The 25,829-nt window shown below is 64.6% G+C and carries 24 protein-coding genes and 1 pseudogene; 6 read left to right on the top strand and 19 right to left on the bottom strand.

The genetic code is table 11. The features are described from left to right. Nucleotides 1-39: 39 nt before the first annotated feature. From ACFQS4_RS07220 to ACFQS4_RS07190, 7 genes are all read right to left on the bottom strand, one after another. Nucleotides 40-216: a hypothetical protein gene (locus ACFQS4_RS07220; protein ID WP_497902966.1), complete on the bottom strand. Its 177-nt coding sequence runs from the start codon at nt 214-216 to the stop codon at nt 40-42. Next, complete coding sequence (locus ACFQS4_RS07215) at nt 213-1,340, bottom strand: ABC transporter ATP-binding protein (protein WP_497902965.1); 1,128 nt, start codon at nt 1,338-1,340, stop codon at nt 213-215. Before ACFQS4_RS07215 ends, ACFQS4_RS07220 begins: the two co-directional genes overlap by 4 nt. A gap of 48 nt (nt 1,341-1,388) precedes the next feature. Next, the gene (locus ACFQS4_RS07210; RefSeq protein WP_497902964.1) at nt 1,389-2,309 is read right to left on the bottom strand and encodes a carbohydrate ABC transporter permease; all 921 of its coding nucleotides are present in this window, start codon (nt 2,307-2,309) and stop codon (nt 1,389-1,391) included. Next, nucleotides 2,306-3,235, bottom strand: coding sequence for a carbohydrate ABC transporter permease (locus ACFQS4_RS07205; protein WP_497902963.1), 930 nt, complete (start codon nt 3,233-3,235; stop codon nt 2,306-2,308). The genes ACFQS4_RS07210 and ACFQS4_RS07205 overlap by 4 nt, the downstream gene beginning before the upstream one ends. Nucleotides 3,236-3,273: 38 nt before the next feature. Then, nucleotides 3,274-4,548 carry a sugar ABC transporter substrate-binding protein gene (locus ACFQS4_RS07200; RefSeq protein WP_497902962.1) on the bottom strand — a complete coding sequence of 425 codons (1,275 nt, stop codon included), beginning with the start codon at nt 4,546-4,548 and terminating at the stop codon, nt 3,274-3,276. Between the two features lie 294 nt (nt 4,549-4,842). Beyond that, nucleotides 4,843-5,823, bottom strand: a complete 981-nt coding sequence (locus ACFQS4_RS07195; RefSeq protein ID WP_497902961.1) for an isocitrate/isopropylmalate dehydrogenase family protein — start codon at nt 5,821-5,823, stop codon at nt 4,843-4,845. A 658-nt stretch (nt 5,824-6,481) separates the two neighbouring features. Then, on the bottom strand, nt 6,482-7,327 hold the full coding sequence (locus ACFQS4_RS07190; RefSeq protein WP_497902960.1) for a helix-turn-helix transcriptional regulator: 846 nt from the start codon (nt 7,325-7,327) through the stop codon (nt 6,482-6,484). A gap of 351 nt (nt 7,328-7,678) precedes the next feature. On the opposite strand from ACFQS4_RS07190, the gene ACFQS4_RS07185 reads away from it, so the two are divergent. From ACFQS4_RS07185 to ACFQS4_RS07175, 3 genes and pseudogenes are all read left to right on the top strand, one after another. Next, nucleotides 7,679-8,737: a class I SAM-dependent methyltransferase gene (locus tag ACFQS4_RS07185; RefSeq protein ID WP_497902959.1), complete on the top strand. Its 1,059-nt coding sequence runs from the start codon at nt 7,679-7,681 to the stop codon at nt 8,735-8,737. Between the two features lie 191 nt (nt 8,738-8,928). Next, a pseudogene (locus tag ACFQS4_RS07180) lies at nt 8,929-9,730 on the top strand (helix-turn-helix transcriptional regulator). 184 nt (nt 9,731-9,914) lie between these two features. Further along, the gene (locus tag ACFQS4_RS07175; protein ID WP_497902958.1) at nt 9,915-10,739 is read left to right on the top strand and encodes a class I SAM-dependent methyltransferase; all 825 of its coding nucleotides are present in this window, start codon (nt 9,915-9,917) and stop codon (nt 10,737-10,739) included. Nucleotides 10,740-10,770: 31 nt separating this feature from the next. Here the strand turns inward: ACFQS4_RS07175 and leuD are convergent, their stop codons facing one another. From leuD to ACFQS4_RS07120, 11 genes are all read right to left on the bottom strand, one after another. After that, nucleotides 10,771-11,397, bottom strand: a complete 627-nt coding sequence (leuD, locus tag ACFQS4_RS07170; RefSeq protein WP_497902957.1) for a 3-isopropylmalate dehydratase small subunit — start codon at nt 11,395-11,397, stop codon at nt 10,771-10,773. After that, nucleotides 11,390-12,811, bottom strand: coding sequence for a 3-isopropylmalate dehydratase large subunit (leuC, locus tag ACFQS4_RS07165; RefSeq protein ID WP_497902956.1), 1,422 nt, complete (start codon nt 12,809-12,811; stop codon nt 11,390-11,392). The genes leuD and leuC overlap by 8 nt, the downstream gene beginning before the upstream one ends. Next, on the bottom strand, nt 12,808-13,131 hold the full coding sequence (locus ACFQS4_RS07160) for a DUF7989 family protein (protein WP_497902955.1): 324 nt from the start codon (nt 13,129-13,131) through the stop codon (nt 12,808-12,810). The genes leuC and ACFQS4_RS07160 overlap by 4 nt, the downstream gene beginning before the upstream one ends. A 16-nt stretch (nt 13,132-13,147) precedes the next feature. Then, nucleotides 13,148-14,221, bottom strand: a complete 1,074-nt coding sequence (ilvC, locus tag ACFQS4_RS07155; protein ID WP_497902954.1) for a ketol-acid reductoisomerase — start codon at nt 14,219-14,221, stop codon at nt 13,148-13,150. Then, complete coding sequence (gene ilvN, locus ACFQS4_RS07150; protein WP_497902953.1) at nt 14,214-14,870, bottom strand: acetolactate synthase small subunit; 657 nt, start codon at nt 14,868-14,870, stop codon at nt 14,214-14,216. The genes ilvC and ilvN overlap by 8 nt, the downstream gene beginning before the upstream one ends. A 67-nt stretch (nt 14,871-14,937) precedes the next feature. Further along, entirely contained in the window at nt 14,938-16,764 is a 1,827-nt protein-coding gene (ilvB, locus tag ACFQS4_RS07145; protein WP_497902952.1) for a biosynthetic-type acetolactate synthase large subunit, read from the bottom strand. Nucleotides 16,765-17,191: 427 nt separating this feature from the next. Further along, nucleotides 17,192-18,436 carry a LeuA family protein gene (locus ACFQS4_RS07140; RefSeq protein WP_497903163.1) on the bottom strand — a complete coding sequence of 415 codons (1,245 nt, stop codon included), beginning with the start codon at nt 18,434-18,436 and terminating at the stop codon, nt 17,192-17,194. 445 nt (nt 18,437-18,881) lie between these two features. Beyond that, nucleotides 18,882-19,337, bottom strand: a complete 456-nt coding sequence (gene bcp, locus ACFQS4_RS07135; protein WP_497902951.1) for a thioredoxin-dependent thiol peroxidase — start codon at nt 19,335-19,337, stop codon at nt 18,882-18,884. 70 nt (nt 19,338-19,407) lie between these two features. Then, entirely contained in the window at nt 19,408-20,310 is a 903-nt protein-coding gene (locus tag ACFQS4_RS07130; protein WP_497902950.1) for a DNA replication complex subunit Gins51, read from the bottom strand. Beyond that, nucleotides 20,307-21,482, bottom strand: a complete 1,176-nt coding sequence (priS, locus tag ACFQS4_RS07125; RefSeq protein WP_497902949.1) for a DNA primase small subunit PriS — start codon at nt 21,480-21,482, stop codon at nt 20,307-20,309. The genes ACFQS4_RS07130 and priS overlap by 4 nt, the downstream gene beginning before the upstream one ends. Nucleotides 21,483-21,569: 87 nt before the next feature. Beyond that, on the bottom strand, nt 21,570-22,049 hold the full coding sequence (locus tag ACFQS4_RS07120; protein WP_312912230.1) for a GNAT family N-acetyltransferase: 480 nt from the start codon (nt 22,047-22,049) through the stop codon (nt 21,570-21,572). Between the two features lie 160 nt (nt 22,050-22,209). Here ACFQS4_RS07120 and ACFQS4_RS07115 point away from each other — a divergent pair, with 160 nt between their 5' ends. From ACFQS4_RS07115 to ACFQS4_RS07105, 3 genes are all read left to right on the top strand, one after another. Next, entirely contained in the window at nt 22,210-22,776 is a 567-nt protein-coding gene (locus ACFQS4_RS07115) for an archease (RefSeq protein ID WP_497902948.1), read from the top strand. Nucleotides 22,777-22,880: 104 nt separating this feature from the next. Further along, complete coding sequence (locus ACFQS4_RS07110) at nt 22,881-23,972, top strand: DoxX family protein (protein ID WP_497902947.1); 1,092 nt, start codon at nt 22,881-22,883, stop codon at nt 23,970-23,972. Between the two features lie 69 nt (nt 23,973-24,041). After that, complete coding sequence (locus ACFQS4_RS07105; protein WP_497902946.1) at nt 24,042-25,505, top strand: RtcB family protein; 1,464 nt, start codon at nt 24,042-24,044, stop codon at nt 25,503-25,505. A 30-nt stretch (nt 25,506-25,535) separates the two neighbouring features. Here the strand turns inward: ACFQS4_RS07105 and ACFQS4_RS07100 are convergent, their stop codons facing one another. After that, nucleotides 25,536-25,778, bottom strand: coding sequence for a hypothetical protein (locus tag ACFQS4_RS07100; RefSeq protein WP_497902945.1), 243 nt, complete (start codon nt 25,776-25,778; stop codon nt 25,536-25,538). Nucleotides 25,779-25,829 lie beyond the last annotated feature (51 nt).

The following is a 25,829-nucleotide window of genomic DNA, read 5'->3' as shown; positions in this document are numbered from 1 at the left end:
TCTCCGGCCCGGACCTTATGTGTTTTCGCTCGTTTCTGCTCATCTTTGACGGCTCGAGAGGATCGCGAGGACGAACGTGACGATGGCACCGACGCTCGATACGATCGCGCCGCCGTAGATCCCTTGCAGGTAGTTGTACGTCGCGACCAAGACGAGCGCGACGCCGAGTGCCAGCGGGGCGAACTCCGCTACCGAAGCCGTGTCGATCGACGTCACGCGAGTTGCTCTCCACCTTCCGTCGTGGGTCTGGTCTCGGAATCGAACGTGAGCGACTCGCCGGATTCGGAGTCGAAGTAGTGGAGCGAACGGCGGTCGAATTCGACGCTGACGCGATCGTCGACCTCTATCGGGCCGCCCGGTTCGACCGACGCTTTCATCGTTTTGCCGTCGCCCAGTCCGAGTTCGAGGACGGTCTTCTCACCCTGCGGTTCGACGACGTTGACAGTCGCTGGCAATCCGTCGGGACGTAACGTCACGTCCTCGGGACGGACGCCGAGAACGACCTCGTCACCGATCGACTCCTCGAGCGCCCACTGATACTCGTCGGGCACGCTGTGCTGGAAGGGGCCGAGGTCGAGCGCGAGGCCGTCCTCGCTCCGGTGGACCGTTCCCTCGAGGAAGTTCATGCTCGGCGATCCAAGGAAGTCCGCAACGAACAGGTTCCGCGGGTTGGAGTAGACGAACGTCGGCGGGCCGACCTGCTGGATCTGGCCACCGTCCATGACGGCGATCTGGTCGCCGAGGGTCATCGCTTCGACCTGGTCGTGGGTGACGTACACCGTCGTCGTCGAGAGCGTGTCGTGGAGTTTGTTCAACTCCGCGCGCATCTGGACGCGAAGCTTCGCATCGAGGTTCGAGAGCGGTTCGTCCATCAGGAAGACGTCCGGTTTGCGAACGATCGCTCGGCCGAGGGCGACGCGCTGTTGCTGGCCGCCAGAGAGCTCCGCCGGTTTGCGGTCCAGCAGGTCGTCGATCTGAAGCAGATTCGCCGTCTCCTGGACGCGCTCGTCGATCGTCTCCTCCTCGACGCCGTGCTGTTCCAGCCCGAATCGCATGTTCCCGCGCACTGTCTTGTGGGGATAGAGCGCGTAGTTCTGGAACACCATGGCGATGTCGCGCTCGTACGCGCGACGGTCGTTGACGACCTCGTCACCGATCTCGATCGTTCCCTCGCTCGCTCGCTCGAGACCGGCGATCAGCCGTAGCGTCGTCGTCTTGCCACAGCCGGAGGGCCCCACCAGGACGGTAAAGCTCTCGTCGGGGATTTCGAGGGAGACGCCGTCGACGGCGACGATGTCGTCGAACCGCTTGACGAGGTCCTCGAGTCGTACTTCAGCCATCTATACCACCGCCGGTGATCGTGTGTCGTAGGTGCATCGGTTTCGAATTCATTCTTTTACCGCCCCCTGCGTGAGCCCGCTGACGATGTACCGCTGGAAGAACAGCCCGAACAGGATGCCGGGCAACGCGGCGATCATGCCGCCAGCGGCGAGGTGCGCCCAGTCGATGAAGTCGTCGGCGACGAACAGGGAGACGGCGATCGGGAGCGTCTGCGAGGTCTGGCTCCGCGTGAGTACCAGCGCGAAGATGAACTCGTTCCACGAGAAGATGAACGCGAGAATCGCCGTCGCCGCGATGCCGGGCTTGGCAACGGGAAGGATCACTTTCACGAACGCCTCCCAGGTCGAACAACCGTCGACCATCGCCTGTTCGTCGAGCGACTCCGGCACCCCGTCGAAGTAGTTCTTCATGATCCAGACTGCGAACGGGAGGTTGAAGAACGTGTACGTCAGGATGAGCGCGACGCGCGTGTCGGTGAGGTTCCCGGTCAATCCGCCGATGAGCGGCGGGTTCGACATGATCTGGAAGAACGGGACGATCAGCGCAATCGGCGGAATCATCCGCGCGCCGACGATCGAGAGCAACAGCGCCTTGTTCCCCAGGAAGTCGTACCGGGAGAACGTGTAGCCGGTCAACGTTCCGAGCGTGACGCAGATGACGGTCGTCGTCGTCGCGACGATCAGACTGTTGATCGTATACGCTTCGAACGGCCGGTTCCGGAAGATGTCGACGTAGTTCTGTACCGTCGGCTCCTGCGGAAAGAACGTGATCGGAATCGTCAGCACCTCGCTCTGGGTCTTCAGGCTCGTGATGAAGATGTAGTAGATCGGGAACCAGATCACGATCACGTACAGGAGCAGTAGCCCGTAGGCGAGCAACCGTTCTCTGACGACGCTCGGCCACACGTCGTCCGTGACGAGGCCGGCGCGTTCGGCGACTCTGTTGAGACGTGAATCTTTCGTACTCATGAGTTGTAAGGAGTCCCTCCGAAGACCGAGTAGAGGATCGCCACGATGGCGAACGTGACCGCGAGCATGACGACACCCAGGGCGGCTCCCTCGCCAGTCCGCTGGAACTCCATGGACGTGCGGTAGAGCCAGGACGCCCACACCTCGGTGGACTTCCCGGGACCACCCTTCGTCATCACCCAGACCAGATCGAGTGCCCTGATGTCGAAGATGATCCGAATCGTCAACGCGACCATGATCGACGGTTTCAAGAACGGATACGTGACGTTCCGGAATCGCGACCAGCGGCTCGCGCCGTCCACTTCGGCCGCGTCGTACAGCTGCTCGGGGACGTTCTGGAGCCCCGCGAGCAGGATGATCACGATGAAGGGCGTGAAGACCCAGATGTCCGCGATGATCAGCGCCATCATCGCGAGCGTTCCGTCCGAGAGGAACGCGATCTTCTCCGAGAGCACGCCCGACTGGACGAGCAGACCGTTAATCGCGCCGTTTTTTGATTCGAACATCCAGCGCCACATGAGCCCGCTCATCACGTACGGGAGGATCCAGGGGACGATCACGGCGGTCCGGATCCATCCCCGGCCCTTGAGGTCCTTGTTGAGCAGGAGCGCGATCCCGAGTCCGAGAAGGAACGAGAACGTGACGCTGAAGCCCACGTAGATGACGGTGTTCCTGGTAAACGCGACGAAGTCCGGGTTCAGGACGCCGAGCGTGCCGCCCGATTCGAGCAACAGCCGTTTGAAGTTTCGCAATCCCACGAACTCCGACTCTTGCGTGAGCGGGTTTTCCCAGAACAGACTCGACCAGAAGAGCCTCGCGGTCGGGTAGACGATGATTGCGGCGATCCAGATCAGCGTCGGCCCGACCGTTAGCGGGATGAACAGCCGGTCGAGCGTTCGTCGTAACGACTTCTCTGGCGTTTCCATGATAGTAACTTCTAGCGGAGATAGTGCTCAGGTGCTCTTCACAGAATGCCGATGTCCTGATAGAGTCGGGTGATGTTTTCCTGTGCGTCCTCCAGTGCGGTCTGCGGATCCTTCTCGCCGAGCAGCGCTGGCGTGATTTGCTCGTCGATGTAGTCGTCAACCTGCGGTTGCTGAAGGTACGTCTCGCTCTTGGCGTGCTCGAGGTTGTACTTCATGTCCTCGAGCAACCAGGAGGGGTAGGCGTCCTGGATCTCGTCGTCTTCGTAGACGTCGGGGACGACGCACGGGTTACCTTCGACGAGCATGTTGTTCTTGCACGACTCGCGGTTCGTCATGAATTCCGCGAACCGCTGGGCAGCCGCTTTGTTCTCCGAGAACGCCGAGATACTGATTCCGTTCGTGTCCTGGAACGTGGCACGTCCACCGGGTCCTTCGGGCGGTTTCGCGCTTCCGATGCGGTCTTCGCCCCACTCCTCGATTGCGCGGGAGCCGAGCGGCGTCCACGATTCGACTGTCGCGAACTCGCCAGCGATGAAGGCGTCACCGACCGGCCCTTCGCCCATGCTCGAGATGCCGTCGGGAATAATGCCCTCGCCACGGAGTTGTGTGATGAACTCCATGGCCTGCTGGCCCTCCTCGCCGGCAAAGACCGGTTCGTTGTCGTCGTTGAACAGGGACCCACCAGCCTGATAGATCAGCTGTTTGAACGTGAATACGGATTTATCCGCCCACGTGAAGCCGAATCCGGCGCGGTCCCCGTCCGAGAGTTCCGGCCCCATCTCCAGTACGTCGTCCCAGGTGTCCGGCGGCGTCTCCACGACGTCCTTGTCGTAGAGGAACGATCCCCACTTCCCGAACTCGGGCGCCATGTACGGATCGCCATCGAACGTGACGAGGTCGGCGAGGCTGTCGGGGAAGTTACCCATGTGGTCGTCGTCGACGTCGATCGGCTCGAGCCACCCGGCGTTGACGAAGTCCGCGAGCCACCACGTCGGTCCGTTGAACGCGTCGACCTTCGGGCTCTCGCTGTTGAAGATGGTCGTCAGACTGGTCTTCAGGTTCGCCCAGGGAACCTCGTTGACGTCGACGGTAATACCGGTTTCCTCCTGGAAGCGTTCGATGTTGTCTCTGGTCCCCTCGTCGAACTCGAGGCTCCCCGCGTTGTAGAACGTGATCTCGTCCGCCGTTTCACCGTCGCCCCCGTTCCCGTCCGAATCGTCGCCGAGACAACCCGTGAGGCCCACGATGCTAGTGGCACCGAGCGCCCCCGTCGTCTTCATGACCTTCCTCCGTGTGTGCCGTTTCCCTGGCATACCATCACACATTCCTGAACGTGGTGATAAATCTTACGCAATATCGATCACGTTCGATCACTTCGGTGCGAATTCAACGTAGATAAGGTCGCATAATAGCTGCAGCGGGAGCACTATCGAGCAAAGTCTGCGATAATCGCCGAACGTAGTGCCAATTTTCGGTCGAATAATACGGTCAGTACGGGCGCTCGTAACCGTTTCAACCCGTGAACCACTTCTACGTCAGTCGAAGATCGTGTGCCGACGTGAAATTCGTCCGAAATCGATCACGATCGATCAAAAGAAGTCAGCCACTTACAGACGATCGACGATCGCCGCCGTCACTTCGTCCGTCGAGGCGTCGCCACCCAGGTCGCCCGTCCGCGGGCCGTCCTCGAGCACGCCTTCGACCGCCTCCTGGACGGCCGTACCCTCGTCCTCGTGGCCGAGGTACTCGAGTAGCATCGCCGCCGAGAGAATGGCGGCGGAAGGGTTGGCGACGCCCTGGCCAGCGATGTCGGGAGCGGTGCCGTGGACCGGTTCGAAGAGCGCCCGGTCGGGTCCGACGTTCGCGCTCGGGAGCAAGCCGAGACCGCCGACGAGCCCCGCCGCGAGGTCCGAGAGCACGTCGCCCGCGAGGTTCGGGCAGACGACCACGTCGAACTGCGTCGGGTCGAGACAGACGTGGGTGGCGAAGGCGTCCATCAGCACCTCCTGTGTCTCCATGCCCTCCGCGTCGGCCACGTCAACGACCGCATCGCGAAACCGACCGTCAGTTTCGCGCATGACGTTGGCCTTGTGAACGACCGCGAATTCGTCGAGGCCGCGGTCTTCGACGAACTCGCAGGCGAACTCAGCCAGTCGTCGCGAGGCCGAGTCGGTCACCACGCGCGTCAGCGTCGAGAGGTCGTCGCTCAGCCGGGTTTCGTGGCCCGAGTAGACCCCCTCGGTGTTCTCCCGGAGAAAGACGAGGTTCGTCTCCGGCCGAACCGCGTCGACGCCGGGGTAGGCCCTGGCGGGACGCACGTTGACGAACGAGTCGACGGCCTCGCGAAGTGGAAGAATCACGTCCGCAGCAGTTTCGCCCGCGGCACCGAAGAGCGTCGCGTCGCTCGAGGCGACGAGATCGTAGGTCTCCTGGGGAAGCGCCTCGCCGGTTTCGGCCTTCACGGCGTCGCCCGCCGCCGCCTCTCGAAACGAGAAGTCGATGTCCAGCGCCTCGAGTACCTCGAGCGCCGCCGGTGTCACTTCCTGGCCGATGCCGTCGCCAGGGACGACGGCGATGTCGTGGGTCATGCTTGCGGTCGTTCTGGAAGCCCAAAGAGGGTATCGAAAGCGGTATATTTGCCAGTCCTGGCCGGAAACGAGCGGTCGTATATCAAGATATCGTACAGTCTCGGGAACCCGAATAGCCAGAAAGGTTATCATACTCGCATTCGAGTATCTGCTTCATGGTGGTGCTCGGACGGACCCAGCTCGCGTACAGTACACTGAATACACTCGGGAAGCGAGAAATTTCGTACAGTGGGTTAGTGCTTCTGAACGTACTCTTCCTGTACCTCTTCGGGTGGCTCGTCGTCGTTCCGGTGGTGTTTACCCTCGGGTTCTTGCTCCACGCACGAACCCTGTGACGGAACCGAACGGGGCCTCGCGGTACCGTCGAATCGTCACCCCCCAGTAACCAGGTACCGCGGTCGCCTCGAGACACCCATTGACCAGAACGCGGAGGCTAACGACTGAGACGCATCGAGCGTTCGCCCTCGATGAATTCCGCGACGCCGGTGGAGCGATGCCACCACGGAATTCGTCGAGTCTACAGGTAGCAGGTGAGCCACCCAGCGCCAGCGCTGGATAGAACGTTTTCGAAGAGGACCCGAGTGGTTCCGACACGCGCGAATGGGTCGAGGTCCTCACGGCGAGACGGCAAGATTCGAGGACGACCCTGGCAAGACGGCTACAATGCGGGCCCGTCTCGTTCTCGAGACTGAGCAGAGTTGACGCCGACCGAGTGGTCTGGCCCGACCTCGTCAGGATCCACTGTGGTCGCTTCGTCACGGCACGTTTCGAAGAGGTCGACTGCCCACTCGTAGACGGCCTCGTCTTCGGTGACGAACCCTCCTTTGACGACGCCCTGCTCGTCAGTGAGGTCGATTCCAACCGCGCCGTCGACGATCCCGACTGAGATCGGAACGTCGTCGAAGACGGAAGCGTGGACGTCCGTTTCCTCGAGCATCTCGCGCAACTGCTTCGCGGAGGTCGGATGGGTCCGGATGGCATCGAGGACGTCCGGTGTGATCACCATCTCGAGGCGGGTGTCCCCGTGGACGGTCGATTTCCAGTCGTTTTCGATGAACTCCGGGGCGACCGTGCGTGTAACGCCTCGAATCCGGTCGCTAGAGCGGCGAAATTCGAGTATCCGTCGAACGATGGCGGTCGCGTCACTCTCCTCGAGAACGATGAGTTCGGCATCGCGAAGGCGTCGGACGTCGAACGTCACGAGGTCGGACGGTAGCCACTGCAGCGGTTCGCGGAGACGACGTTCGGCCTCCATTTCTCCCACCAAGCGAGTGAACTCGTCACACACCCATTCACCGGTCGGTGTCACCGTACACTCCTGTCCCGAGCGTGCGATCCAGTTGCGCGCTTCGAACTCCCGGAGAATGCGCGCGGTCGTTACCCGCGATGCACCGATCCGTTCCCGGATCTCGTCGTGGCTTTTGGGTGCCTCGACGAGGAGTCGTAAGACTGCCACGCGGTTCTCCGAGTTCGCGAGAAACGCGACGTCCTCGAGTGCGCCCATCGTGTCTATTGGTAACCTGCAACGTGGCATTAACCTATGGGATAGATGGCGGCGGTGGGATGGCTGTGTCCGGTGGCGGTTTGGTCAGGTCCGTCGCTATCGTATGGCCTGGTCACGGTGGTTGGTTCACGGTCGCCGAGGTCGTTGTGTCACCATCCGTTCGTCGTTCACGCCGTGATCAGCGACGACACCGTGACCGACGTAACCCCCGGAACGTCATGCGGATGCGAATCGACGAGTGAGACTGTACCCACACCGAGGCGGCCGTCGAGCCGCCTCGAGTGTGGGATGTGAGAATCGGGCGGCCGAACGCGATCGGCAATCCAGCCGACGACACCACGACGACCACTCATGACACTCGACGAAGAACGATTGAACCAGCACGTACAGACGGCGATTACCGACTTCGGAGCGACGGCACACGCGCCGCTCGTCGTCATCGGCGACGAACTCGGCCTGTACGAGACGCTCGCCGACGAGGGGCCGCTCACGTCGGCCGAACTGGCCGAGAAAACAGACACCGCGGAACGGTACGTCCGCGAGTGGCTCCCCTCACAGGCTGCCGGAGGGTACGTCACCTACGATGCGGAGACGAACCGCTACACCCTCACCCCCGAACAGGCCGCGATACTCGCTGACGAGACCAGCCCGGCGTTCATGGTCGGCAACTTCCGGGTCGCCCTGTCGGCGGCCAGAATCGAATCACAGCTCGTCGAGGCGTTCCGCACGGGTGAGGGCGTGGGGTGGCACGAACACGACGCGGACCTCTTCCACGCAATCGAACACTCCTGGCGGCCACAGTACTCGGCCAATCTGGTCGACAGCTGGATTCCCGCGCTCGAGGGGGTGGACACGACGCTTCAGGACGGTGGGCGCGTCGCCGACGTAGGCTGTGGCCACGGCGCCTCGACCATTCTGATGGCCGAGGCGTACCCAGAGTCGACGTTCGTCGGCATCGATCCCCACGAACCCTCGATCGCGGAAGCCCGGGAGCGAGCAGCGGAAGCCGGCGTCGCCGACCGCGTCAGCTTCGAGGTGGCGACCGCCAAGTCGTACAATGGCGCGAGGTACGACTTCGTGGCCACGTTCGACGCCCTCCACGACATGGGGGATCCGGTGGGTGCGGCGGCACACGTCCGTGACACGCTCACCGACGACGGTACGTGGATGATCGTCGAACTGTTCGCCAACGACCGCGTGGCGGACAACCTCAATCCGATGGGGCGGGCAGCCTACTCGATCTCGACGCTGATCTGCACGCCGTGTGCACTCGATCAGGAGGCCGAGCACGTGCTGGGCGCACAGGCTGGCGAGACCGGTATTCGGGAAGCCGTGACCGACGGCGGTTTCAACCGGTTCCGCCGGGCGGCCGAGACGCCCCTGAATCTCGTGTTCGAAGTCAAGCCGTAAGGCGAGACGAGCGAGCGATAAGGACCGGTGCAGGCGAAATGCTGTTTGTCCCGAACCGTTCGAGCACTGGGGCATAACCGAACTCGAGTATCGAGTAGCACGCTCAGACGATGCTGAGTAGACAGCGCGCATTCCGTCTCGAGGGAGACGAACACCGATACGTATTATACAGTGACATGTGTAGACATACCATGAACAATGCCCTCGACGAGATCGACTTTCTCGCCAGATCCACCCACCGAGTTGGTGTCCTGGAGGGGCTGACCGATGGTGCCCGCGAACGGCGCGATCTCCGCGCCGCGACGGGTGCCTCTACACCGACTTTGAAGACCGTCGATGGATTACCCGGGACGGGCCGATCTATTACCTGACGTCGCTCGGCGAGTTCGTCGCAGAGCGGTTCCTCGAGCTCCGCGAGGCGATGGAAATCGAACGAAGACTCCGGGACATCTGGCAGTGGCTCCCCCAGGAGATGGAGGGGTTCTCCGCCGACCTCTTCACCGATGCGGTGGTCTCGTACCCCGGCCAGGCTACCCGTACGAGCCGATCGAGCGGCTCACCCACCTCATCGAGGGGACCACTCGAATGCGGGGGTTCGACAGTATCGTGTTCAAGTCGATCAACAACGAGGCGGTGTGCCAGGCCGTCCTCGACGGGATGGAGCTCGAGTACGTGTACTCACCGACAGCGCTCGAGCAGACCCTCGCCTGGAATCCCGAGCGGGTGATGGAAGCCGCATCGTGTGACCACTGCACCGTTCTCGTCCACGACGACCTCCCCGACAGGTCCCGGTGTGGACTCGGCATCGTCGACGACCGCGCTGGCATCTGCTGTCACGACCCCGAAACCGGAGCACTGACGGCCGTAATCGATACGGATGCACCGGCAGCTCGAGAGTGGGCCATTGCCACCTTCGAACGCGTTCGCGACGAGGCGAGGGAAGTTGACCCACAGGCGTTCGAGACGCTCGACTCGCCGGACCTCCACCCGTAGAACGCGTCTGGGAGTCGAAGAAACTTCAACGACTAACGATACGTCAGGAACCACCGCCCCTGACGACCACGCCGGTCCACCGTGCAGAGACCAGCTGTCGTGTCTCCAACTGTTTCTTCACGGGGTGAAATATTTCACCGGATATGTAGATGTATCCAGCGAGCGTACTACGATTCGAGGAATCATGCCCGAACAAACAGAGATCCAGGACGAATGGACCGAAATCGCGCCAGGATACGACGAGTACGTCACCCCGTCGAACATGGCCATAGCGGAAGAGGCCCTCGAACGGTCAGGGCTCCAGCCTGGAATGCAAGTGCTGGACGTCGCGGCCGGCAGTGGCGCGTTGAGCATCCCCGCGGCTCGCGCGGGGGCACAGGTGCTGGCGACGGACATCTCCCCCGCCATGGTCGAGCACCTCGAGGCGCGTGCACGTGACGAGGGGCTCTCCACCCTGGAGGTTCGCGTCATGGATGGACACGCCCTCGAGCTCGAGGACGACACCTTCGACGTTGCCGGATCGCAGTTCGGCGTCATGCTGTTCCCCGACCTTCCGCAGGGGCTGGGCGAAATGACGCGCGTTACCAGACCCGGTGGCCGCGTGCTACTGGTCACGATGGGACCGCCCGCCGAAATCGAGTTTCTGGAGTTCTTCCTCGGTGCCGTGAAAGCCACCGTTCCCGATTTCGCCGGCCTTCCGTCAGACCCGCCGCCGTTACCGTTCCAGGTGGCGAATCCCGAGAAGTTGCACGGGGAACTGGCCGACGCCGGTCTCACGGAAATTCGCGTGGAGACGACGAATCATCAGCTGGCGTTTCACTCCGGCGCGCAGCTGTGGGACTGGGTGACCGCCAGCAATCCGATCGGGGCGGGTTTAGTAGCTAATCTGACGGCGGAGCAGAGAGACACGGCCCAGACGGTGCTGGACGACAAACTGAGCGAACGTTCCGACGGGAACGGTCCGGCCGTGTTGAACAACACCGTCAACATCGGTATCGGAACGAAGTGAGCCGATCTGAGGAAAGGATTGAGAAGCGGACCTACACTCGTTTCCCGTCTTCGACGTACGGGAGTGCCTCGGCGGTCTCGTCGACGGCCTCGGCGTTCGCCTTCATCAGCGCCGTGGTGTCCCAGACGCCCTCGACGAGGGCCTTTCGCTGGGCGTCGTCGACGCGGACGTCGACCGTCTTCCCCCCGTAGGTGACGGTTTCCTCGGCCACGTCGATGTCGATCTCGCCGTCAGGATTCGCTTCGACCCACGCCTGTACTTCCTCGACGACCTCGGTGTCGGCCTCGAGGGTGGGCATCCCAAGCGCGAGACAGTTCCCTGCGAAGATTTCGGCGAAGCTCTCGCCGATGAAGGCGTCGATCCCCCAGCGCATGAGCGCCTGGGGGGCGTGCTCGCGCGAGGAGCCACAGCCGAAGTTGGCGTTGACGACCATCACCGAAGCATCCCGGTTTTCGGACTCGTTCAGCGGGTGCTCTTTCTCGTTGTCGTCGTCGTCGAATCGCTGGTCGAAGAAGGCGAACTCGCCCAGACCGTCGAACGTGACGACCTTCATGAACCGGGCCGGGATGATCTGGTCGGTGTCGATGTCGTTGCCACGGATGGCGACGCCCGTTCCCGATACCGAATCGACGCTCGGGATCTCGAGTTCGTTACTCATTCACCGTCACCTCCTTCATCGCCCGCATGTCAGTCACTTCTCCGTTGATCGCCGCCGCGACGACCATCCGGGGGTTCATCAGTACTGTTCGGCCGTCCTTGCTCCCCTGGCGGCCGACGAAGTTCCGGTTCGAGGAGGAGGCACAGGCCTCGTCGCCCTCGAGCTGGTCTTCGTTCATGCCGAGACACATCGAACAGCCGGCACCGCGCCAGTCGAAGCCGGCCTCGGTGAAGATTTCGTCCAGGCCCTCCTCCTCGGCGGCCAGCTTGACCTGCTGGCTGCCGGGGACGACCATCGCGCGCACGTCGGGGTCGACGGTCCGGCCCTTCACGAGCCGAGCGGCCCGCCGGAGGTCCGGCAGGCGCGCGTTAGTACACGAACCCAGGAAGGCGACGTCGATGGGGTAGCCCTCCATCGTCTCGCCCGGTTCGACACGCATGTGCTCCTGGGCGCGGCGTGCCGTCTCGACCTTGTCAGCGGGGAGGTCTTCGGGCTCGGGAATCGGCTCGGTGACGCCGACGCCCTGTGCAGGCGTGGTGCCCCAGGTGACGACCGGCTCGAGTTCACTGCCGTCGATCGTCACGACGTCGTCGTACTCGGCGTCGTCGTCCGATCGGATCGACTCCCAGTACGCCTTTCGCTCCTCGAAGGCCTCTCCCTCGGGGACGCGCTCGCGACCCTCGAGCCACTCATAGGTGGTCTCGTCGGGGTTGACGTAGCCCGCGCGGGCACCGCCCTCGATGGACATGTTGCAGATACTCATCCGGCCCTCCATGTCGAGGCTCTCGATGGCCTCGCCGGCGTACTCGTAGACGTAGCCGACACCACCCTCGGTGCCGAGTCGGCGGATGATCTCGAGGATGACGTCTTTGGCTTCGACGCCCTCGGAGAGTTCACCTGTGACCTCGATCTTGCGGACCTTTTGTTTCTCCATCGCGACGGTACCCGTGGCGAGTACGTCCCGGATCTGGCTTGTGCCGATCCCGAACGCGAGTGCGCCGAACGCACCGTGAGTCGAGGTGTGGCTGTCGCCGCAGACGATGGTCGTCCCGGGCTGGGTCAGCCCCTGCTCCGGGCCGATGACGTGGACGATGCCCTGTTCGCCCGTATCGGGGTGAGAGAACTCGATACCCGACTCGCGGACGTTCTCCTCGAGTTCGGCCATCATCTCCTCAGCCGCCGTGTCGGCGTAGGGCCGTTCCTTGCTCGATGTCGGCACGATGTGATCGACCGTCGCGTGGGTCAGGTCCGGGTAGGCGACCTCGAGGTCGCGCTCGCGGAGCATCCCGAACGCCTGCGGGCTCGTCACCTCGTGGATGAGGTGGAGGCCGACGAACAGCTGGTCCTGGCCGGTGGGCAGGCGGGTGACCGCGTGGCGGTCCCAGACCTTGTCGTAGAGCGTTCCCTCGCTCATTCGTCGGCTCCGACCTCGCTCCCGCCGCGCTCGAATACCGCGTTCGCGTCGTCGGCCTCGCGCGGTGGCGTGTGACTCACGTCTTTCATGCGGTCGTCCCCCTCCGCGGGGTCGCTCGAGTCTCGTTCGTTCGTCCGGTCCTCGGGAACCGCGTTCGCCTCCCCACCGTCGGCGGCCACGATCGGCCCGCGGCTGAACAGCTGGCCGGTGGATTCGCCCGTGTAGGGATTGGTGTGGCTGACGTCGCCCATCGTTCGTCGGTTTCGATTTCGGTTCGCTTTCGTGTTCGCTGGGTTCGTGGAGTCGGTGGTTCGTGTCATGATTCGCGTCCTCGTCTCAGTCGTCCGCCGGCACTTCCGCCGGTTCGTTCTCGCTCGAGTCGTCCTCCCACTCGAAGAGGTCGCGCAGGGGCGCGCCGATCGATTCGATCTCGTGTTCCTCGTCGTGGCGCTTCAGCTGGGTGTAGGAGGGCCGACCGGCCTGGTTCTCGTTGATCCACTCGCGGGCGAACTCACCGCTCTGGACCTCCTCGAGTACTTCCTCCATGTTCTCGCGCACGGAGTCGTCGACGATGCGGTCGCCGCGGGTCAAGCCGCCGTACTCGGCCGTGTCGCTCACGGAGTACCACATGCCGCCGATCCCGTCTTCGTACATCAGGTCGACGATCAGTTTGAGTTCGTTCAGGCACTCGAAGTAGGCCATCTCGGGAGCGTAGCCTGCATCGACCAGCGTCTCGAAGCCGTGTTTGACCAGCGAGGTGACGCCGCCACAGAGGACGGCCTGCTCGCCGAAGAGATCCGACTCGACCTCCTCGCGGAAGCTCGTCTCGACGACGCCCGCGCGGGTGCCGCCGATGCCCTGGGCGTAGGCCAGCGCCTCCTCCTTGGCGTCGCCCGTGTAGTCCTGGTAGACCGCGATCAGGGCCGGGGTGCCGCCGCCGTTCTCGTAGTCGCGGCGCACGATGTGGCCCGGGCCCTTCGGGGCGGCCATCGTCACGTCGACGTGCTCGGGGGGCTGGATCTGGTTGTAGTGAATGTTGAATCCGTGGGCGAACATGATCGTGTTCCCCTCCTCAAGGCCGTCCTCGACGGCTTCGAAGACCGCCGGCTGGATCGTGTCGGGGACGAGGAACATGATCACGTCGGCCTCGGCAGTCGCGTCGTCGGGCGTCGTCACCCGCAGGCCGTCGTCCTCGGCCTGGCTCCAGGAACTCGAGTCCTCGCGCAGGCCGACCACGACGTCGAAGCCGCTGTCGTGGAGGTTCAGCGCGTGGGCGTGGCCCTGGCTGCCGTAGCCGAGGACGGCTACCGTCTTATCCTCGAGGTAGCTGGAATCGGCGTCCTCGCCGTAGTAGATGTTCGTCGTAAACGTCTCGTCTGCGTCGGTGTCGGTGTGGGTGTCGTCAGTCATCGTCTGCTGGAACGGTGTGTCGTTGGTCGGTTGGCTGTGATTCCGTCTGCCCGGCTGCCGTGTCGTCGGTCCCGCGGGCCATCGCGGTCGTCCCCGTCCGGGAAATTTCGCGGATGCCGAACTGGCCGAACGAGTCGATCGCTGCGTCGATCTTCTGGCGCGAACCGGTGATCTCGATCGTCGCCGTCTCCGGACTGGCGTCGACGGTCTTTCCGCCGTACATCTCCGCGACGGCGGCGACCCGATCCGGTCGCGTCGCGTTCACCTTCACGAGCGCCAGTTCGCGACGCATCGCGTCCGGCTCGAGTTCGCGAACCGCGATCACCGGGATCAGCTTCCGGAGCTGTTTTTTCGCCTGCTCGATCCCGGGATCGGGCTCCTCAACGACGATCGTCATGCGCGCGTGGGCCTCGTCCTCCGTGGGGCCGACGGTGAGGCTCTCGATGTTGAACTGCCGCCTCGAGAACAACCCCGAGACGTCCGAGAGCACGCCGGGTTCGTGTTCGACGAGCGCCGAGATGACGGTCCGCCGCGGCGGCCGCGCGGCCTCGACTTCCGGATCGACCCGGATGCCGAGTTCGTTGCGCTTGCCCGCCGGGGCCGGCCGTTCGTCGGGAGCGGGACCCTCGAGTCCACGTCGGTCGGTCACGCGGACCACCTCGAGTTAGGACCCGGCCTCGAGCGTCGCGCGCCGTCGAACCGCGTTCGTTCCCCGGTCATAGCTGGTCCTCCGAAAGCGCGAACCGTCCGTTGTCGCCGCCGCTCGGCACCATCGGGTAGACGTTCGCCCGTGGGTCGACGTGGGCGTCGATCACCGAAGGGCCGTCGTAGGCCAGCGCGGCCTCGACCGTATCGGCGACCTCGTCGTAGTCGTCAATGCGGAATCCCTTCGCGCCGAACGCCTCGGCCAGGGTGTCGAACTCGGGACACCAGTTGTACTCCGAGGCGGCGTGTCGGCCCTCGAAGAAGGCGTCCTGCCACTGGCGAACCATACCGATGTACTCGTTGTTGAGCACGACGACGGTGATGTCCATGTTCTCGCGGACGGCCACGGCGAGTTCCTGGATCGTCATCAGGAACGAGCCGTCGCCCTCGAAGCAGACGACCTCCTGGTCGTCCTCGGCGGCGAGTCGCGCACCGATGGCCGCAGGCAGGCCGTAGCCCATCGTCCCGAGCCCGTGGCTCGAGACCCAGGTCCGGGGTTCGGTGAACGTCCAGTACTGGCAGGCCCACATCTGGTGTTGGCCGACGCCCGTGGTCACGATCGCCCGGTCGCTCGTGGCCTCGTCGAGCGCCTCGACGACGAACGGTGGCTGGACCGGTTCGTCCTCGGGCGTCCGGTAGGCCATCGAGTAGTCGGACTTCCACTGCTGGCACTGGGCACGCCACTTGGTGGCTCGCGGGGAGTCCGTCACCTCGTCGGCCAACTGCTCGATCACTGTTTCCGCGTCGCCGACGAGCGGGTACTCCGCGTGGATGTTCTTGCTGATCTCGGCCGGATCGATGTCGACGTGGATGACCTCCGCGTCGGGTGCGAAGTGCTCGATGCCGCCGGTCAGCCGGTCGTCGAACCGGGTGCCGACGCCGATCAGGGTGTCGCAGTGGGTGATCGCCATGTTGGCGTACCCCGTGCCGTGCATCCCGGCCATCTCCATCGCGAGGTCGTGATCCTCGGGGAACGCGCCGAGGCCGGGCATCGTCGTCACGACCGGAATCTCGTGTTCGACCGCGAACACCCGCACGGCCTCGGTGGCGTTACCCTTGATGACGCCGCCGCCCAGCAGCAAGACCGGCTTCGCGGACTGCTCGATTCGGCGAGCGGCTAGCCGGACCGTCTCGGGGTCAGCGTGCTCCTGCACTTCGTAGGTGTCGGGCGTCCGCGGCTCGCCCGGTTCGTTCGAGGTCTCGCCCAGGGTCACGTCCTTCGGCAGGTCGACCAGCGTCGGCCCGGGTCGGCCCGCGCCCGCGAGCGCGAACGCCTCGCCGACGTCGTCGCCGACGCGGTCTGGATTGCTCGAGAACGTGTTGGCCTTCGTGATGGGCTTCGTGACGCCCGTGGTGTCGGTCTCCTGGAAGGCGTCGTTGCCGACCATCCCGGTCGGCACCTGGCCCGTCAGCGCAATCATCGGGTCCGAGTCCATGTCGGCGTCGGCGATGCCCGTCACCAGGTTCGTCGCGCCGGGTCCGGAGGTCGCGAAGCAGACGCCTGGGTCGCCCGAGACGATGCCGTATGCGTCGGCGGCGTGGGAGGCGCCCTGTTCGTGGGCCATCGTCACGTGTCGGATGGCCGAGTCGTAGAGCGCGTCGTAGACGGGCATGATCGCCCCGCCCTGGACGCCGAAGACGTACTCGGCGCCCGCGGTCTCGAGTGCTCGGATGACGGATTCAGCGCCCGTCGTCACCGGTTTCGTCGAGGCGTTGGTGTTCGAACTCGGTTCGGTCGAGGTGTCGGCCTCGGAGTCGGTGACGTGGTCGCGTTCGCGCTCGGTTTCCGCTGCATCCGCTTCCGTCCGCGGTGTCACCGGTGTCGCGCGTTCGCTCATCGATACCCTCCTGCCGCCGGATGGCGGCGATTTCGTGTGTGCTGTCGTGTCATCGTTCGGGGTCGCTGGGGACTGTCAGTGCTGCGTCGCTGGTCGCTGGGAAATCGGTGCAAAGTCGGGACAGGGAGGGTGAAGTGAGGCGCTAGGCGGCCCCTACAATAATGAGCGTCGCGACCGCGCCGCTGTCGGCATCGCGAGCCGATCTGGAAGCGCGGGTCGTCATTACTACACTGGTAGACGCCTCGAGGCATATAACCGTTGCCCGAGTGGCAAACGTTGCTCGGGTTCGAGTCAGTGGACGGGGGGCGACCACCACTCGAGGCGACGTCGGCACGCGCGGCGCTCGAGCGGCTAACTGATCCATCCGATCGAACGTCGATCCGCGACAGCCGACGCTGGCCGGCCGAAGCAACCGAAGGGTGCATCTTTACGCCTGCACCTCCTCTCGCTCCCGCTCGGGGAGCCGAGCGACGCCTTCCGCTTCGGCGAATCGCTCGAGGTCGGCGACCGTGACGCGACGCTTCTCGGCGCCGTAGTCCTTGACACGGCGGGTCACGGCCCGTACCTCGGTCTCGGTCGGGTCGAAGCCCGTCTCGACCAGTCGTTCGCGGACCGAGTGGGTTCCCGTGTGTTTCCCCAGGACGAGTCGGCGCCGGGCGCCGACCATCTCCGGGGTCATGACGCCGGGTTCGAAGGTGTCGGCGTTCTCGATGACGCCGGCGGCGTGGATGCCGCTCTCGTGGGAGAAAGCGTTCGCACCCACGACCGGCTTGTTCGAGGGGACCGGGACGCCGCTTCGTTCGGCGACGACCTGGGAGAGTTCGGTGATCCGCGTCGTGTCGATGCCTGTGTCGGCCTGGTAGACCGACTCGACGGCCATCACGAACTCCTCGTAGGCGGCGTTGCCGGCGCGCTCGCCGATCGAGTTGACCGAGACCTGTGCCTGGTCGGCGCCGGCTTCGATCCCCGCCAGCGCGTTCGCCGTCGCCAGCCCGAAGTCGTCGTGGGTGTGGACGTCGATCCGCGCGTCGGTGTGATCGGTGATCGTCTCGATCAGGTCGTAGAACCGCCGTGGGGTCGCGACCCCGCACGTGTCGGGGACGTTGATCCAGTCGGTTCCCGCCTCGGTGACGGCCTCGATGACCTCGAGCAGGAACGGTTCGTCGGTCCGGGTGGCGTCCATCGGCGAGAACATGCAGATCGCGCCAGCCTCGGTGACGCGCTCGACGGCGTCGATGGCGCGCTCGACGACGGCCTCGCGACTCGAGTGCATCGAGTCCTCGATCTGGACGTCGCTCGTGGAGACGAAGACGTGGACCATCTCGACGCCGGAGTCCAGCGCCGCTTCGATGTCTCCCTCGACGACGCGGGCTAGGCCGCAGGTCGTCGTATCCGTCGAGGAAGCGATGTCGCTGACGGCTTCGAACTCGGCCTCGGAGTTGACGGGGAAGCCTGCTTCGATGACGTGGGTTTCCATTTCGTCCAGCACCCGTGCAATCTCGCGTTTGTCGTCGTACGAGAACGAGGTGCCTGGGGACTGTTCGCCATCGCGCAGGGTCGTGTCGAAAACGCGTGCGGTTGCGATTTCGTCAGTAGAATCTAACGTGCCCTGGAAGAACTCGACCGCCCTGAGGGGTCTCAGAGCCGGTGTCGTTTGGTGTCGACATTGTATCCAACCCCAGGCTCGAGGCAGTATATAAACCTGGCGCTGAAACAGATGCTGGCAGTTTTTGCGCACCGATGTACGATCGTTCAGGTTCGGAAAATCGCACGACGTAAACGACCTATATCGAACGGGTAGACCTTATACGCCACCCAATGATACTATGCCAGTTCCGAACACGGTACGACGTAGCATTGTAAATTCCGCTCGATTTGTGGAGGACGTAACGATGTGGCCGGTCGCGCGCGCTGGGAGTTGGTCGTTCGTCCACCTGGGTAACATCGTCGCCCATCTGGATACGCATCGTCACCGACCGCATCGCCACAGCGCCTCGAGTGCTATCCCGAGCAGTCTCGAGGCGATCACTCAGTCGCGAGACAACTCGTTTCGAAAAGGTCGCGCGCCTGGACCGTCGCTGTCGTCGCGAAAACCGAAACCGAACAGTCCCGTTGACTCACTCGAGAACGTTCAGCACTTCGTCGGCGTGTCCCTCGGGGGTGACACCCTCGAAAACCGCCTCGATGGTGCCGTCCGGGCCGACCACGAACGTGTTCCGGAAGACGCCGTCGAACGTGTTCCCGAACATCTGCTTCTCGCCGTAGGAGTCGTACGCGGCCGACACGGAGCCGTCCTCGTCGGAGAGGAGGTCGAACTCGAGGTCGTAGTCGTCTGCGAAGTCCTCGAGGTCAGAGACGGGGTCGTCGCTGATCGCGACGACGGCCGCGTTCTCGGTCTCGAGGGTCGGGCGCGCGTCGCGGAACTCACAGGCCTCGACCGTACAGCCCTCGGTGTTCGCCCGGGGGTAGAAGTACACGATCAGGTGCTGGCCCTCGAAGTCGTCCAGGCGAACCGTCTCGCCGTGCTGGTTCGGCAGTGCAAAGTCGGGTGCGTCGTCGCCAGCCTCGAGCATGTCCGGTGATTCGTCTCGCGGGTTGTAGTGTTGTCGGTCCTCGGGGCATCACTCGAGAGTTACTCGGGAGTCACTCCAGCGGTTCGGCCGCCTCGCGCTCGACCAGCGGCGTCGCGTTCTGCTCGGGCAGCGTGACGACGTCGTCGGTCGCGAGGGTGTACTCGCGGTCGTCGATCCCGAGAATCGAGCCAACGTCGCGGGTGATGCGGACGGTGACGCGGTCGACGTCGGGTGCCACATCGCTCGGGTTCTCGCCGCCCGTCGTCTCGGTGCCGGGTTCGGCGTCGCCAGCGTCCTCGCGGTCCGCGGGCGGTTTGTCCGGCGGCGGTGGCGGGACATCGTCGCCAGCGTCTCCCACTCCAGTCGCGGTCCCTGCCTCGGCGGCATCGGCGGAGCCCGCGTCGTCGCTCGAGGGCAGGTCTCCGCCCATGGCGTCGGCGACGCTGACCGACCCCTCCGACGACGGGTTGGCAGTCGACTCGTCGCCCGCGGAACCGGCGACATCGGCCAGCGCGTCGCCGGGGTCGGCTGACGGATCGGGCACGGCCGACTCGCTCGAGGCGGTCGCCTCCGCGACCGCGTCCTCGTTCCCGTCGAGCACGTCGAGCACGCGCTGTTTGTTGCCCTGGATGCGGTCGACGAGGTCGGTGAACAAGTCCGACTCCTCCGCAGTCAGTCCCTCGTCGTCGGCGGGCATCCCGGCCGCGGCGAGGCTCGCCTGCTTGACGAGTTTGCCCATCCGACGCTCGTAGATGGCCTCGACGACGTCCTTCGCCGTCTCGATTTCGTCCGTCAGACGTCCAACCTCGGGCGAAGAGAAGGGATCGTCGGCGGCCTCGGCGACGCGTTCGCGTTCGGTCTCGAGGTTCGCGATGTACTCGCCGACTTCTTTGTAAAATGACGGACGCAGGTGCTGGAGGCTGTCCTTCTGACGCTCCTTGCTCTGCACCGTGCGTAACTCGTCGAGATTCATTCTTTCTCCTTTTCGGCGCGGCCACGCGCCATGAGAAACATGGCGACGTACTCCGGTAGTGACTGGTCACCCTCCTGGACTGTAAAGATATCGCCCCCCAGTTCGACCTCGCCGCCGCGGGTCACGTCGACGGCGATCTCGTGGCCCCGGAACGTCTCGGGGACGGCGTCGACCAGCGGGTCGAACTCGGCCAGGTCGTCCCTGTCGATTCGTCGCGTCTCGAGCGCGCTGCCGCCATGGAGGCTCCCCGGCAGTCGAATCAGGCGATTCGTGTCCGTCGTGACCGGTTCGTCGATCGGCGCGTTGTCGGCCTCGACGGCGTGCCCGGCGAAGCGCTCGGCGAGCTGAGAGACTGCCGTGTGGACAGTCACGTTACCTGCCTCGAGTTCCGCGCGGTTGTTCCGGGCGGCGTTGAGCGTCGCTTGCGCCTTCCCCTCGCCGATGCCGTCGAACGACTGCAGCTTCTCGAGGGCGGCGTCTTCCTCGAGGTCGAGCAGGTCGTCGACGTAGTCCATGAACCGCCGGTGGGTGCGCCGGCCCCAGCCGCCGTCGATCGAGAGGTGGCGACGCTGGGTAGGCGTCTTTCGGCCCAGTCCGGCGACGGTCTCGGTCTCGATCAGCGCGTCGTACTCGAGGCCGATCCCGCGGACGTAGTCGACGATCTCCCGGCGGTGGTCGCTCTCTAATTGTTGAACGCACTCGTCGCGGACGTGGACGTGATAGCCCCGCCCGCCCGAGAAGACGACCTCGAGGTCCTCGAAGGCGAAGTCGTCCTCGAGGAAGTCGAGCAGACGAAACAGGGCGACCTTGCACTTCTCGAGCATCTCCGCGTAGGAGTCCTCCCCGAGGGTCACGCTTGGCAGGTGGTCGGCGTCCAGGTCGAAGACCAGATCCGAGGAGCGCCAGTCTTTGGCGCTCATCGAGTTTGCGCCGGGGTCGCGGTAGCGGCCGACCGAGAAGTAGACGTGCTGGGGGCGCTCACGCTCGAGGAAGTCCTCGATCGAGCCGAGCTCGAGGAGTGAGCGGTGACGAACCATCCTGGTCTTGGGGCCTTCCGTCCAGGGAATGTAGCCCCACTCGCGTTCGTTCGCCTCCGGGGGAAGGGTGATCTCCGTCCGTCGGTAGTGGTCCCGAAATCGCCCCCGAAGATAGGCCCGCGTGCGCTCCTCCATTCGTCCCCGGTAGTCGGCGGCACTGGCATATAGGCGTTTCCGAATGGCCGTCGCTCGAGACGGTCAGGTCCGCATGCAGAACGAGAATCAGCGACGGATCAATTCCGAAATTCGATCCGACAGCCCGGCGCTCGAGCCGAGTTTGAGGTAGTAGGCGTCGCCGCCGTCTTCGTAGTAGTTGTCGATGCGGCGCTTGATCTCGAAGCCGAGGTGTTCGTAGAACTGGAGGGCGTTCTCGTTGGTCGTGCGGGCGTGGCAGGTGATCGAGCGGTGGTCCTCGGCGACCTGGGCGACGAGGCGTTTGCCGATGCCCTCACCCCGACAGTCGGGCGAGACGGCCAGAAAGAGGATGTAGCCGTCGCGTCGAACTGCGGCGAACCCGACGAGTTCCGTCCCGTTTCGGACGTAGCAGTGGACCGTCGAGCGCCGGTAGGCGTCGACGAAGAAGTTGCGTCGCTGCTTGAGCACCCCCTCGGCCTGGCTGATCGTCTCCTTGAGTTCCCAGGCCGAGTCGACGAACTCGTCGCTACCGGGTTCGACGACGCGACTGTCGATGTTGACGCTCACTAACCCATCGTACCACCGTCGCCAATATAATTCCACCGGCGGCCGGATCGGCGTTCCTCGCGGAAACGGAGTGAACGACGTCGTTGGCGGTCGCGAAACGATACCGCTCGAGCTTCGCGGAACCGATGCACATAGCACACTGGCGACGGAACGACTCCCCATGAGCTACGAGCTTCGCGCGCACACCGCGGACGTCGCCGTCGCCGCGAGCGGCGACACCCTCGAGGCGACCGTCGCCACCGTGGCCGACGGACTGGCGGCAGCCTCGTGCGACGAGATTCCCGGCGCCGACGCGGACAGGGAGTCGGGTGGCGATGTGGAGGGCGACTCGAGTGGCGAGGTGGAGAGCGACGCAGATAGCGACGATCGCTTCACACTCGAGGTGCACGCCGAGAGCCGCGAGGCCCTCCTCTTCGAGTACCTGGACGAACTCATCTACCTGCGAGACGTCCGCCTCGAGTTACCGGTCGACAACCGCGTTCGGACGCTCGAGCGGATCGGGGGGGATGTGGGGGACGAGAGTGAGGGCACGGGCGACGAGGGTGCACTCGAGGAAACAGCCAACGGAGACAGGTACGCCGACGACCGTTGGCGACTCGCGGCCGACGCTCGCGGGATTCCGCTGTCGACGATCGACGCCAGGGAGGTCAAAGCCGTCACCTACTCGGAGATGCGCCTCGAGGCCGTCGACGGCGGCTGGGAGGCATACGTCGTCTTCGACGTCTGAGTGAGGTAGGGCGACTACAGGGAGTTACTCGTAGCCGGACCCCCGGCCCCGTCTCGCCCGCTGCAACTCGAGTCCTTTTGTCGATCGACCGGATAGACACGACCATGCTCGACGGTCGACGACTTCGCAACCGAATAGCCGCCTCGTGGATCGCCGGAGTGGGTCTGGTCTGGCTCTCGACGTCCGTGACCGCCCACGAGGAGTACGTCGTCGACGAAGAGCGAGAGGCGTCGGCCCTCGAGTTCCTCGCGGACGGACTCGGCGATCCCGCCGTCCTCGGTCCGCTGCTCGCTGGTCTCATCGGCGTCGGTCTCGTCCTGGTGCTCTACCTGCGGGTTCGTCCCGTTCCGAACGACGTCGCCGCCTTCCGAACGGCCATGCGAGAGTACACCGAGTTCGTCCCCTGGTTGCTCCGGATCTCGTTCGGCATCCCGCTGATCGGGGCGGGGTTCTCGGGGTACTTCATCAGCCCCGCAGTGACGGTCGATGTCCGTCTGCTCCAGGTAGCCCTCGGCTTTCTGCTCCTGTTCGGTCTCGCGACGCGCCTCGTCGCCCTCGTGACCCTGGCGGCCTACCTCGTTGGACTGCTCGTCTGGCCGACGCTCCTGTTGCAACTCGAGTTCGTCGGCGGCCTGCTGGCCATCGCTCTCGTCGGAAGCGGACGGCCGAGCGCCGATCACGTCCTCCAGCGCGTCGCCGGCGGCCCGGGAACCGAGTACGGCCGAATCGACCGGATTCACGACGTGGCCCAGACGTTTCAGTCGCGAATCGACCCCTACGAAGTGTACGCCCCGACGATCGCCCGCGTCGGCCTCGGGTTGACGTTCATCACCCTCGGCGTCGGCCAGAAACTCCTGCGCCCCGGTATCGCCCTGGCCGTCGTCGACCGGTACGATCTGACGAGCGTCGTCCCCGTTCCGGCCGAACTGTGGGTGTTCGGGGCCGGGTTCACCGAGGCAGCCCTCGGCCTCGCGCTCGTCGTCGGCCTGTTCACGCGCGCCAGCGCCGCCGTCGCCATCGCCATGTTTTCGCTGACGCTATTCGCCCTGCCCGACGATCCCGTGCTGGCACACGTCTCGCTGTTCGGGATGGCCTCGGTGTTGCTCATCACCGGCGCGGGTCCCTACGCCGTCGACAACCGCCTCGAGTCCGTCGAAAGCAGACTCGAGGACACGGTCTCGACTGCAGCCAATTGACCGAGCGTCGGCGGGACTCGGCGGACGCGGTCACAAAGGTCTTTCAGCGACGGCGCCCCACTCTCGAGTATGACCACCACGTTCGACGCCGACGGCATCGTGCTCGAGCAGGTTCGCGAGCACGTCTGGGAGCTCCCACAGGAAGACGGCATGCGCGTCCCCGCCCGGGTACTCGCCAGCGAGTCGCTCCTCGAGGAGATTAGCGAGGACAAGACGCTCGAGCAGTTGCGCAACGCGACACACCTGCCGGGGATCACGAACTACGCGATCTGTATGCCCGATGGCCACCAGGGGTACGGGTTCCCGGTCGGCGGGGTGGGCGCGATGGACGCCGAGAACGGCTGTATCTCGCCCGGAGCGGTCGGCTACGACATCAACTGCGGTGTCCGGATGATGAAAACGAATCTGACCTACGATGACGTCGCCGGGCGCGAGCGCGAACTCGTCGACGCCCTGTTCGAGGCCGTCCCCTCCGGCCTCGGCGGCGGTGGCGTCGTCGAGACCGGCGTCGACACCGTCGAGCAGATCCTCGAGCGCGGCGTCGACTGGGCGCTCGAGGCCGGCTACGCGGTCGAGGACGATCTCCTTCACTGCGAGGACGAGGGCGTCCGAGCGGGCGCCGACGCGTCGATGGTGAGCCAGAAGGCGAAGGATCGGGGGAAGAACCAGGTCGGCTCCCTGGGGTCTGGGAATCACTTCCTCGAGGTTCAGCGGGTGACCGACGTGTACGACGATGGCGTGGCGGAGGCGTTCGGCCTCGAGCGCGACCAGATCGTCGTGCTCATCCACTGTGGCTCCCGCGGGCTGGGCCACCAGACCTGCAACGACTACCTGCGGAAGATCGAGCGCCAGCACGGCGGCCTCCTCAATCAACTCCCCGACAAGGAACTCGCCGCCGCCCCCGCCGGCTCCCAGCTGGCCGAGGAGTACTACGCGGCGATGAACGCCGCGATCAACTACGCCTGGGTCAACCGCCAGTTGATCATGCACCGGACCCGCGAGGTGTTCGCGGACGTGTTCGACCGCCCCTGGGAGTCGATGGAGATGGACCTCCTCTACGACGTGGCTCACAACATCGCGAAGAAGGAGGTCCACGAGGTCGACGGCGAAGACCGGGAGCTGTACGTCCACCGCAAAGGTGCGACGCGGGCGTTCCCGGCGGGTCACCCCGACGTGCCCGGGGCCTACCGCGACGTGGGTCAGCCGGTGATCATCCCCGGGAGTATGGGCGCCGGGAGCTACGTCCTCAGGGGTGGCGAAAACTCCCTCGACCTCACGTTCGGCTCGACGGCCCACGGCGCCGGCCGACTGATGAGCCGCACTCAGGCCAAAAATGAGTACTGGGGCGAGGACGTCCGCGAGGACCTCAAGTCGGGACAGGGGATCTACGTGAAGGCCCAGTCAGGGGCGACGGTGGCCGAAGAGGCCCCGGGGGTCTACAAGGACGTCGACGAGGTCGTGCGCGTCTCGGACGAACTCGGGATCGGCGACAAGGTCGTTCGGACGTTCCCGGTGTGTAACATCAAGGGGTGATCGTTATCCGAACCGGCGATCTCGGGTTCGTTAGTTGATTCGGAACGGGCTGTCGTCCTCGCCGCCCTCGTTGCTCCCGTCATTGTCACCATCTCCACCAACGTCACCGTCGTCGTACGGCTTTCTTGCCGTGATCGTCACCTCTGCTTCAGGAGCGTCCTCGTCCACCCACGGACTGTCGTAACTCGAGAGTTCGAGCCCGGTGACCTCCCAGCCGGCGTCTTCGATCAGGTCGACGAGTTCGCGCTGGTCGTCGAGCATGTCTCGGTCCATAGGCGCCGTACCACATCGAGGACGGTAGCCGTTGGGTTTCGTGTGCCGGGG

The sequence above is a fragment of the Saliphagus sp. GCM10025317 genome, assembly GCF_042663665.1.
GTDB lineage: Archaea > Halobacteriota > Halobacteria > Halobacteriales > Natrialbaceae > Natronosalvus.
The sequence above is the reverse complement of the archived record's forward strand: the minus strand, read 5'-3'. Positions and strand labels throughout refer to the sequence as shown.